This window comes from Pseudomonas sp. IPO3749, assembly GCF_013386605.1.
Taxonomy (GTDB): Bacteria; Pseudomonadota; Gammaproteobacteria; order Pseudomonadales; family Pseudomonadaceae; genus Aquipseudomonas; species Aquipseudomonas azotoformans_A.
In genome coordinates this window covers 1-11113 of record NZ_JACARN010000088.1, presented here as the reverse complement: position 1 = coordinate 11113, position 11113 = coordinate 1, and the positions used below count along the sequence as shown (strand labels likewise).

Below are 11113 nucleotides of genomic sequence, written 5' to 3'. Positions count from 1 at the left end.
CCCGCCCTCGGCGGTGAACTGGCTGGGCACCGATGATCAGTCGCGGGATGTGTTGGCGCGGGTGATCTTTGGCGCACGGGTGTCGATCCTGTTTGCCCTGGCGCTCACCGCGATCAGCGCCGCCATCGGCATTGCCGCCGGTGCGTTGCAGGGCTATTACGGCGGCTGGGTGGATTTGATTGGCCAGCGCGTGCTGGAAGTGTGGTCCGGGCTGCCGGTGCTGTACCTGCTGATCATCCTGTCCGGTTTTGTCGAGCCCAATTTCTGGTGGCTGCTGGGGATCATGGCGCTGTTTTCCTGGCTGGCCCTGGTGGACGTGGTGCGCGCCGAGTTCCTGCGCGGGCGCAACCTGGAATACGTCAAGGCCGCACGGGCCTTGGGTTTGGGTGATGGCAAGATCATTCGCCGGCATATCCTGCCCAATGCCATGACCGCGACCTTGAGCTACCTGCCGTTCATCCTGACCGGCGCGATTTCTACCCTGAGCGCCCTGGATTTCCTCGGTTTCGGCATGCCGGCAGGCAGCGCCTCCCTGGGCGAGCTGATTGCCCAGGGCAAGCAGAACCTGCAAGCGCCCTGGCTGGGCCTGACGGCGTTCTTCACACTGGCGCTGATCCTGTCGCTGCTGGTGTTTATCGGCGAGGCATTGCGTGATGCCTTCGACCCACGCTCATGAGTGACCGCCTATGAACCTGATCGAAATCCGCGACCTCAGTGTCGCCTTCAGCGGCCAGACCGTGGTGCGCAACCTGAGCCTGGACGTACGCCCCGGCGAGTGCCTGGCGCTGGTGGGCGAGTCGGGCTCGGGCAAGTCGGTAACAGCCCATTCGATCCTGCAATTGCTGCCCGAAGCCGGTACCGAAACCACCGGCTCTATCCGCTACCGCGGCCAGGAACTGATCGGCGCATCGGCGGCGACCCTGCAAAAGCTGCGCGGCAACCGCATTGCGATGATCTTCCAGGAGCCGATGACCTCCCTGAACCCGTTGCACAGTATCGAAAAACAGATCGGCGAAACCCTGTTGCTGCACAAAGGCCTGGGTGGCAAGGCGGCCCACGCGCGCATTCTGGAATTGCTCGACCTGGTGGGCATCCAGAAACCCCAGGAACGGCTCAAGGCCTATCCCCATCAACTGTCCGGCGGGCAACGCCAGCGGGTGATGATCGCCATGGCCCTGGCCTGCGAGCCGGAACTGCTGATCGCCGACGAACCCACCACCGCGTTGGACGTGACCGTGCAGCGCAAGATCCTGCTGCTGCTCAAGTCCCTGCAACAACGCCTGGGCATGTCGCTGCTGCTGATCAGCCACGACCTCAACCTGGTGCGCAGCATTGCCCAGCGCGTGTGCGTGATGCGCGCGGGTGAGATTGTCGAGCAGGCCGACTGCCGGAGCCTGTTCAATGCGCCGCAACATCCTTACAGCCGTTTGCTGCTGGATGCCGAGCCGGACGGTGATGCGCTGTGCAGTGACGAGCGCGAGACGGTGTTGCAGGTTGACGACCTGACCGTGCAATTCCCCCTCGGCGGCGGGTTGTTCCGGCGCAAGACCTACCTGCGTGCAGTGGACGGCATCAGCCTCAGCGTGCAACGTGGCAAGACCCTGGGGATTGTCGGTGAGTCCGGCTCGGGCAAATCCACCCTGGGCCAGGCGATCCTGCGGCTGCTGGACTCTACCGGCAGCATCCGCTTCCAGGGTGAAGCCCTCGACCCGCTGAATAACCAACAGATGCGTCCATGGCGCAAGCAGATGCAGGTGGTGTTCCAGGACCCTTACGGCAGCCTCAGCCCACGCATGACCGTGGAGCAGATCATCAGCGAAGGCCTGGAGGTGCACGCGCCGTGCAGCCTGGCCGACCGTGATGCGCAGGTGATCCAGGTGCTCAAGGATGTGGGCCTCGACCCTGCCAGCCGCCACCGTTACCCCCATGAGTTTTCCGGCGGCCAGCGCCAACGCATTGCCATCGCCCGCGCCTTGGTGCTCAAGCCGGCGCTGATGCTGCTCGACGAACCCACCTCGGCCCTCGACCGCACCGTGCAGAAACAAGTGGTGGCGCTGCTGCGTGAACTGCAGGAGAAATACGGCCTGACTTATCTGTTCATCAGCCATGACCTGGCGGTGGTGCGCGCGATGGCCCACGACATGATCGTGATCAAGGACGGCAAGGTCGTTGAGGCTGGCGCGAGCCATCGGGTGTTTGACGCGCCGCAGCATCCCTACACCCAGGAATTGCTGGCGGCCGCCTGCGGATTATCCTCATGAGCACCAGCCTCACGGATTACCAACAGGTTCGTGGCCTGGCCATTCAGTCGCTGTTCGAGATCATCGAGCAGTCCAGCGAAGGCACGGTGATTGTCGACCGCGACGCGAACATCGTGTGGATGAACGAGCGCTACGCCAAGCGCTTTGGCCTGAAAAGCGCCGACGAAGCCATCGGCCAGCCCTGCGAGCAGGTGATTTCCAACAGCCTGTTGCGCCAGGTGGTGCGCAATGATCAGCCGATCCTGCTGGACATCCAGGACACGCCCAAAGGCCCGCTGGTGGTGATGCGTTTGCCGATCCACAACGATGCCGGCGCGGTGATCGGCGCGATTGGCTTTGCATTGTTTGATGAACTGCGCAACCTGTCACCGCTGATCGAGCGCTACCTGAGCATGCAGCAGGAGTTGGCCTCGACACGCTCGCTGCTGCGTTCACGCCAGAGCAAATACAACTTCGCGCACTTTATCGGCACCAGCGCCGCCAGCCTCGAAGTCAAACGCCGGGCGCGGCGCAGTGCCAGCGCCGAGTCGCCGGTGTTGTTGCTGGGCGAGACCGGCACCGGCAAGGAATTGCTGGCCCAGGCGATTCACGGCGCGTCGAGCCGTGCGCACAAGGCCTTTGTCAGCATCAACAGTGCAGCGATTCCCGCTGACCTGCTCGAAGCCGAATTCTTCGGCACCGCACCAGGCGCGTTTACCGGCGCCGACCGTAAAGGCCGTGCGGGCAAATTCCAGATTGCCCAGGGTGGCACGCTGTTCCTCGATGAAATCGGCGACATGCCGCTGCCGCTGCAAAGCAAATTGCTGCGGGTATTGCAGGAGAAGGAGTTCGAGCCGGTGGGCTCCAACGAGATGCTGCACAGCGATGTGCGGGTGATCGCGGCGACCTCCATGGATCTTGAAGCGGCGATCAAACGCGGTGAATTCCGCGCCGACCTGTATTACCGGCTGAATGTGCTGCCGATCCAGGTGCCGCCGCTGCGTGAGCGGCTGGAGGATATTCCGGCATTGAGCGAGGCGATTCTTGAGGAGTTGCGTAGCCAGCATGAACTGGACCGTGAGGCCCTGGCGCTGCTGGCACAGCATGCGTGGCCGGGGAACATCCGTGAGCTGCGCAATGTGTTGGAACGCGCGGCGCTGCTGAGTGATGACCTGGTGCTGAATGCCAGGGAAATTCGGGCGGCGATTGGTACCTTTACGCCGGTGGCGCGTAGCAGCGCCGTCGCGACGGTTGAGGGGGAAAGTTTCAACGCAGCGCGGGAGCGGTTTGATCGGCAGATCATCACGGCAGCGTTGAGGGCATGCGGGGGCAATGTGGTGGAGGCAGCCAAGCAGCTTGGGCTTGGGCGGTCGACGTTGTACAAGAAGATGGTGGCGTTGGATCTTGCTCAGTCTCAATAGAGAGACACAATTCCATATACGAAGACATTCCAATGTGGGAGCGGGCTTGCTCGCGAATACGGTGTGCCAGCCGCCTGATTCTTGGTTGATACAGCGCATTCGCGAGCAAGCCCGCTCCCACATTTGATCTTCATAAGTCTCAAATAAGGGACAAATCTGATAGCGCCAATCCAATATCTGAAATTTATTCATACATTTCAAACACTTAGATAGTTGGCACACATCTCGCTATAGCCCCCTCCTACAGCAACACCCCACAAAAATAACAATCCGATGGAGACACACCATGAGTGTGATCATTGCCCTGGCAGCGCTCGCGTTGCTGATGCTGGCTGCCTACCGTGGCTATAGCGTTATCCTGTTTGCCCCCATCGCCGCCCTCGGCGCAGTGCTGCTTACCGACCCGTCCGCCGTCGCGCCTGCCTTTACCGGGGTGTTCATGGAGAAGATGGTCGGCTTTATCAAACTGTATTTCCCGGTGTTCCTGCTCGGCGCGGTGTTCGGCAAGCTGATCGAGCTGTCGGGCTTTTCGCGCTCCATCGTTGCCGCAGCGATCCGTCTGCTCGGCACGCGCCAGGCGATGCTGGTGATCGTGCTGGTCTGCGCCCTGCTCACCTATGGTGGCGTGTCGCTGTTTGTTGTGGTGTTTGCGGTGTACCCGTTCGCGGCGGAGATGTTCCGCCAGAGCAATATCCCCAAACGCCTGATCCCGGCGACCATCGCCCTCGGCGCATTCTCGTTCACCATGGACGCCCTGCCCGGCACGCCGCAGATCCAGAACATCATCCCCAGCACCTTCTTCAACACTACGGCGTGGGCCGCGCCATGGCTGGGCCTGATCGGCACGATCTTCGTGTTCTGCGCCGGCATGCTGTACCTGGCACGCCAGCGCAACAAGGCGCAACGGGCCGGAGAAGGCTACGGCACCGAACTGCGCAACGAACCGGAAACGGCCGACAACCTGGCGCTGCCCAACCCCTGGATCGCGCTGTCGCCGCTGATTCTGGTGGGCGTGATGAACCTGCTGTTCACCCACTGGATCCCGCAGTGGTACGGCAAGACCCACAGCCTTGCCCTGCCAGGCATGACCACGCCGGTGACCACCGAAATCGCCAAGCTCACCGCGATCTGGGCGGTGCAAGCGGCGTTGCTGGTGGGCATCGTCATGGTGTTGGTGTTTGGCTGGTCGGCCATCAAGAGCAAACTCGCCGAAGGCAGCAAAAGCGCGGTCAGCGGTGCGTTGCTGGCGGCGATGAACACCGCGTCCGAATACGGCTTTGGTGCCGTGATCGCCTCGCTGCCGGGTTTTCTGGTGTTGGCGGACTGGCTCAAGGGCATCCCCAACCCACTGGTCAACGAAGCGATTACCGTGACCCTGTTGGCCGGCATCACCGGCTCGGCGTCGGGTGGCATGAGCATCGCCCTGGCAGCCATGTCCGAGAGCTTTATTTCGGCGGCCCATGCGGCCAATATCCCCCTTGAAGTACTGCACCGCGTCGCGGCCATGGCCAGCGGCGGCATGGACACCCTGCCCCACAACGGCGCGGTGATCACGCTGCTGGCGGTCACCGGCCTGACGCACCGCGAAGCCTACAAGGACATTTTCGGCATCACGATCATCAAGACCCTCGCGGTGTTCGTGGTGATCGGTACTTTCTACGCCACCGGCATTGTGTGAGGTTTTCATGACGACATTGAACGGCAAGACCGCCCTGGTCACCGGCTCCACCAGCGGCATCGGCTTAGGAATTGCCTTGAGCCTGGCCAAGGCCGGCGCCAACCTGATCCTCAACGGCTTCGGCGACGCCAGCGCGGTGATCGCCCAGGTGCAGGCGTTCGGCGGCAAGGTCGGCCATCACCCGGCGGACGTCAGCGACCCGGCGCAAATCGCCGACATGATCGCCTACGCCGAGCGTGAATTCGGCGGCGTGGATATCCTGGTGAACAATGCCGGCATCCAGCATGTGGCGGCGGTGGAAGACTTTCCCGCCGAGCGCTGGGACTCGATCATTGCGATCAACCTGTCGTCGGTGTTCCACAGCACACGCTTGAGCTTGCCAGGCATGAAGGCCAAGGGCTGGGGGCGTATTGTCAATATCGCCTCGGTGCATGGCCAGGTCGGTTCGGTGGGCAAGGCCGCCTATGTGGCAGCCAAACACGGTGTGATTGGCTTGACCAAGGTCGTCGGCCTGGAAACCGCCACCAGCAACGTGACCTGCAACGCCATTTGCCCCGGCTGGGTGCTGACGCCGCTGGTGCAAAAACAGATTGATGACCGTGCTGCCGCCGGCGTCGACCCGCAACAAGCGCAGCATGATCTGCTCGCGGAGAAGCAGCCGTCCCTGGAGTTTGTCACGCCGCCGCAACTGGGCGAGCTGGTGCTGTTCTTGTGCAGCGAAGCCGGCAGCCAGGTGCGCGGCGCCGCGTGGAATATCGACGGCGGCTGGCTGGCACAATAACAAGAGGCCCACTATGTCCGAGATCCTCTGGCAACCCTCCCCGGAACGCATCGTCCACACGCGGATGGACCAGTTCCGGCGCTACATCAACCAGCGCTACAGCGTGCAGCTGCGCGACTACCCGGCGCTGCACCAATGGAGCATCGACCAGCGCGCGGATTTCTGGCGGGCGATCGTGGAATACTTCGACGTGCAATTTCGCAGCCCGCCCACGGCGGTACTGATCGAAGACGCCGAGATGCCCAGCGCCCAATGGTTTCCCGGCGCGACCCTGAACTTCGCCGAACACCTGTTGCGCCGCCGCGACGATCACCCCGCAGTGGTCGCCCTCAGCGAAGACGGGCAGCGCGAGCAATTGACCTACGCCGAACTGGCCGCACATGTCGCCGGCCTGCAAAACAGCCTGCGGGCCGCCGGCGTGGTGCAGGGTGACCGTGTCGCGGCCTGCATGCCCAACACCTGGCAAACCCTGGTGGGCATGCTTGCCACCACCAGCCTGGGCGCGATCTGGTCATGTTCTTCGCCGGACTTCGGCACCCAGGGCGTGATCGACCGGTTCGGCCAGATCGAGCCCAAGGTGCTGATCACCTGCGCCGGTTATCGCTATGCCGGCAAAACCATCGACCAGACCGCCAAGCTCAATGAAATCCTCGAACGCCTGCCGTCCCTGGAGCAGCTGATCGTCGTGCCGTACGCGCGGCCCCAGACAACGATCGAGGACTATCAAACCCACGCCCGCGTCGCGCTGTGGCAGGACTTCTACCAGCCCGGCGGCGCGCCTGAATTCGTCGCGGTGCCGTTCGATCATCCGCTGTACATTCTCTATTCCAGTGGCACCACCGGCGTGCCCAAGTGCATCATCCACGGCACCGGCGGCGTGCTGCTTACCCACCTCAAGGAACACGGCCTGCATGCCGACCTGTCCCGCGAGGATTGCCTGTTCTACTACACCACCTGCGGCTGGATGATGTGGAACTGGCTGGTGTCGGTCTTGGCGATCGGCGCTACGGCGGTGCTGTATGACGGTTCGCCGTTTCATCCGGGGCCCGAGCGCTTGATCGATCTGATCGACGCAGAGAAAATCAGCGTGTTCGGCACCAGCCCCAAGTTTCTCGCCACCTTGGAAAAGGCCGGCTTGCAACCGCGCCTCAGCCACGACCTGAGCAGTCTCAAAGGCTTGATTTCGACCGGTTCGCCGCTGTCGCCGCAGAGCTACGACTACGTGTACCGCGAGATCAAGGGCGAGTTGTGCCTTTCCTCCATGTCTGGCGGCACCGATATCGTCTCCTGCTTTGTGATCGGCAATCCGGTGCTGCCGGTGCGTCGCGGCGAAATGCAGTGCAAGAGCCTGGCGATGGCGATTGAGGTGTGGGACGACCAGGGCCAGCCGTTGGTCGGCGAAAAAGGCGAGCTGGTGTGCACCCGGCATTTCCCGGCCATGCCCATCGGGCTATGGAACGATCCGGAGCGCAAGAAACTGCGCGCTTCGTATTTCAGCCAGTTTCCCGGTGTCTGGGCTCAGGGGGACTACGCCGAACAGCGTCCCAACGGCAGCCTGCTGATCCACGGGCGCTCCGATGCTGTACTCAACCCCGGTGGCGTGCGGATCGGCACAGCCGAGATTTACCGCCAGGTGGAAAAAGTCCCACAGGTCCAGGAAAGCCTGGCCATCGGCCAACGCTGGCAGGACGACGTGCGCGTGGTGCTGTTCGTACGCCTCAACGAGGGTGTCGAGCTGGACGACGCGCTGGAGCAGCAGATCCGCCAGGTGATCCGCGCCAACACCACACCGCGCCACGTACCGGCGAAGATCCTCGCTGTCACCGATATCCCCCGCACCATCAGCGGCAAGATCGTCGAATTGGCGGTGCGCAATGTGGTGCACGGTGAGCCGGTGAAGAACACCGACGCCCTGGCCAATCCGCAGGCGCTGGAGCAGTTTCGCGACCGGCCTGAACTGGCGAACGGATGAAAGGTTTCAGCGCTGACGTACTCATTTGAAGACAAACCCCGAATGCATGCTATTTTTCGGGGGTAGTCACCCATTCCCAAGTCACGGGATAATGGGTGTTGTCATTTTTCAAAGCGTTACGCTCAGGGCTTTTTCATGATTGGAACATCCACCGGTAGCGAAGCCGCTGCATTGATTGCGCGGCTGGACTGGGCGCAAAGCCCGCTCGGTGAGGCCAGTGATTGGCCGCAAAGCCTGCGCACCGCCGTGGATATTGTCGTCCACTCGCCGATGCCGATGCTCCTGCTGTGGGGCAGCCAGCTCACGCAGCTCTACAACGACGGCTTCGCCCAACTCGCCGGCAACAAACACCCTGAAGCGATGGGCCAGCCGGCGCATCAGACCTGGCCGGAGCTGGAAAGCTTTACCGCGCCGATCTACGACGCCGTGCTCAGCGGCCAGGTGCGCACCTTCAGCGAGCAACGGTTCGTGCTGCAACGCAACAATCGCGACACGGAAATCTGGCTGGACCTGACCTACAGCCCGATCCGCGATGAAAGCGCCCGTGTGGCCGGGATTCTGGTCACCGCCATCGAAACCAACGAACGCCGCAAGGCCCAACACAACACCGAGCAACGCTTGCAGTTGGCCTTGGCCGCCACCGACGCGGTAGGCACCTGGGATTGGGATATCGGCGAAGACCGCTTTATTGCCGACGCGCACTTCGCCTACTTGCACGGCGTCGATCCCAGCGATGCGCGTTCGTTGCCGATCAGCGATTACCTGCACGGCGTGCACCCGGAAGACCGTGGCATGGTGGCGCGCAGCATCAAGCACTGCATCACCTTTGGCACCGAGTACGCCGAGGAGTATCGCTTGCTGCAAGCCGACGGCCAGGTACGCTGGGTGTTCGCCCGTGGCCGTTGCTACAAGGATCATCAAGGCCGCCCGGCACGTTTCCTCGGGGCCGCGCTGGACCTCACCGAGCGCAAGAACACCGAGCAGGCCTTGCGTCAGAGCCAGACCGAATTGCAACTGATCATCAACGCCATGCCGGTGTTGATCGGTTATGTCGACCATGAACAGCGCTTTCGCCTGAACAACAGCGCGTACCTGGAATGGTACGGCATGACGCCCCAGGAGCTGTACGGCAAGACCATCCGCGAAGTGCTCGGCGAGGAGGTGTACGCCGGGCGTGAAGACAAGATCGCCGCCGCGCTCAAGGGCAAGGCCTGCAGCTTCATGACCATCACTCCGCACCACGATGGCCGCCCGCGCCATGCGTTGATGAAGTACCTGCCGCGGTTCAGCAATGACGGCTCAGTCAATGGTTTCTACATCTTCGTGATCGACGAGACCGAACGCAAACTCACCGAAGAAGCCCTGCGCCACCTCAACGAAAACCTTGAAGAGCGCGTGGCTCAGCGCACCCAGGCCCTGGCCGAAGCCAACCAGCGCCTGCAAAACGAGATGTACGAGCGTGAGCGTGCCGAAGACGCGTTGCGCCATGCGCAGAAGATGGAAGCCGTGGGCCAGCTCACCGGTGGCATTGCCCATGACTTCAACAATATGCTCACCGGTATCATCGGCAGCCTGGACCTGATGCAGCGCTACATCGCCGCCGGGCGCAGTGACGAGATCGGCCGTTTTACCGATGCCGCCGTGTCCTCCGCCCATCGTGCGGCCGCTCTCACCCATCGGTTGCTGGCGTTCTCGCGCCGTCAGTCGCTGGACCGACGCCCGCTGGACCCCAACCAATTGGTCGCCTCCCTGGAAGACTTGTTCCGTCGCACAAAAGGCGCGCACATCGGGCTCAAGGTGCAACTGGGCCACGACATCTGGCCGGTGAACACCGACGCCAGCCAACTGGAAAACGCCCTGCTCAACCTGGTGATCAACGCCCGCGACGCTATGCCCGACGGCGGCGAACTGCTGATCGAAACCGCCAACAGCTATCTGGACGGCACCGACATCACCACCCTTGAACCGGTCAAGGCCGGCGACTACGTGATGCTCGGCGTGTGCGACAACGGCACTGGCATGGCGCCGAAAATCCTGGCCAAGGCGTTCGACCCGTTCTTCACCACCAAACCCATCGGCCAGGGCACTGGCCTGGGGCTGTCGATGATCTACGGATTTGCCCAGCAGTCCGGTGGTCATGTGACCATTCATAGCGAACCGGGCCAGGGTACGTGCGTACGTCTGTACCTGCCGCGCCTGTATGGCACGGCGCTGGAAAGCAGTTTACCTGCCAGCCTCGGTGAAGCGCCGGTAGCTCTGGCCGGCGAAGCGGTGGTGGTGGTCGAGGACGACCCGGCGGTGCGCATGCTGGTGGTCAATGTGCTCGACGAACTGGGTTACACCGCGCACCAGGCGGCGGATGCGCGGGCGGCACTGCCGCTGCTGGAGTCTGACCTGCGCGTGGATTTGTTGGTCACCGATGTTGGCTTGCCGGGCATGAATGGCCGGCAATTGGCGGAGATTGCCCGCCAACACCGGCCTGGCTTGCGCGTCTTGTTCATGACCGGTTATGCCGAAAAAGCCGCCGAACGCCAGGGATTCCTGGAGGACGGCATGGACATGGTCGCCAAGCCGTTCTCCATCGATCTGCTGGCCACTAAAATCCGTAGCATGATCAGCGTCGACGAATGAGTTCAGGCATAATCGCGCGCCGTCGCACACCTGGTAGAGATCAATGAAAGCCCAAGCCCGTCACATCCTGGTGAAAACCAGCGAAGAAGCCGAACAACTCAAGCAGCGCATTGCCAAGGGCGAAGCCTTTGATGTGTTGGCCAAGAAGTACTCCACCTGCCCGTCCGGCAAGCGTGGCGGCGACTTGGGTGAAGTGCGGCCGGGGCAGATGGTGGGGGCGATTGATGCGGTGATCTTCAAGAAGCCGGTGAAGGTGGTTCACGGGCCGATCAAGAGCAAGTTCGGGTATCACTTGGTGCAGGTCTTCTACCGCGACTGAGCGGCTGGCTTTAGATTGCCATCGCAGGCAAGCCAGCTCCCACATTTGAATGGGTTCACACATTGAAATGT

8 protein-coding genes are annotated in these 11113 nt (G+C 62.4%); all 8 read left to right on the top strand.

All coding sequences use genetic code 11. The annotated features are described in order from the left end of the window. A partial coding sequence (locus tag HX812_RS27945; RefSeq protein ID WP_105699193.1) for an ABC transporter permease occupies positions 1-676 on the top strand: 676 nt, incomplete at its 5' end. A gap of 10 nt (positions 677-686) precedes the next feature. Continuing rightward, positions 687-2261 carry an ABC transporter ATP-binding protein gene (locus tag HX812_RS27940; protein WP_038843827.1) on the top strand — a complete coding sequence of 525 codons (1575 nt, stop codon included), beginning with the start codon at positions 687-689 and terminating at the stop codon, positions 2259-2261. Continuing rightward, positions 2258-3661 (top strand): sigma-54-dependent Fis family transcriptional regulator, encoded by a 1404-nt coding sequence (locus tag HX812_RS27935; RefSeq protein WP_038843826.1) that lies wholly within the window; start codon positions 2258-2260, stop codon positions 3659-3661. The genes HX812_RS27940 and HX812_RS27935 overlap by 4 nt, the downstream gene beginning before the upstream one ends. Positions 3662-3947: 286 nt before the next feature. Further along, entirely contained in the window at positions 3948-5339 is a 1392-nt protein-coding gene (locus HX812_RS27930; protein ID WP_033902346.1) for a GntP family permease, read from the top strand. A gap of 7 nt (positions 5340-5346) precedes the next feature. Continuing rightward, entirely contained in the window at positions 5347-6120 is a 774-nt protein-coding gene (locus HX812_RS27925) for a 3-hydroxybutyrate dehydrogenase (RefSeq protein WP_033902345.1), read from the top strand. Positions 6121-6133: 13 nt separating this feature from the next. Continuing rightward, on the top strand, positions 6134-8092 hold the full coding sequence (locus tag HX812_RS27920; RefSeq protein ID WP_038841791.1) for an acetoacetate--CoA ligase: 1959 nt from the start codon (positions 6134-6136) through the stop codon (positions 8090-8092). Between the two features lie 135 nt (positions 8093-8227). Further along, positions 8228-10723 (top strand): PAS domain-containing sensor histidine kinase, encoded by a 2496-nt coding sequence (locus HX812_RS27915; protein WP_038841793.1) that lies wholly within the window; start codon positions 8228-8230, stop codon positions 10721-10723. A gap of 43 nt (positions 10724-10766) precedes the next feature. Next, complete coding sequence (locus HX812_RS27910; RefSeq protein WP_003174397.1) at positions 10767-11042, top strand: peptidylprolyl isomerase; 276 nt, start codon at positions 10767-10769, stop codon at positions 11040-11042. Positions 11043-11113 lie beyond the last annotated feature (71 nt).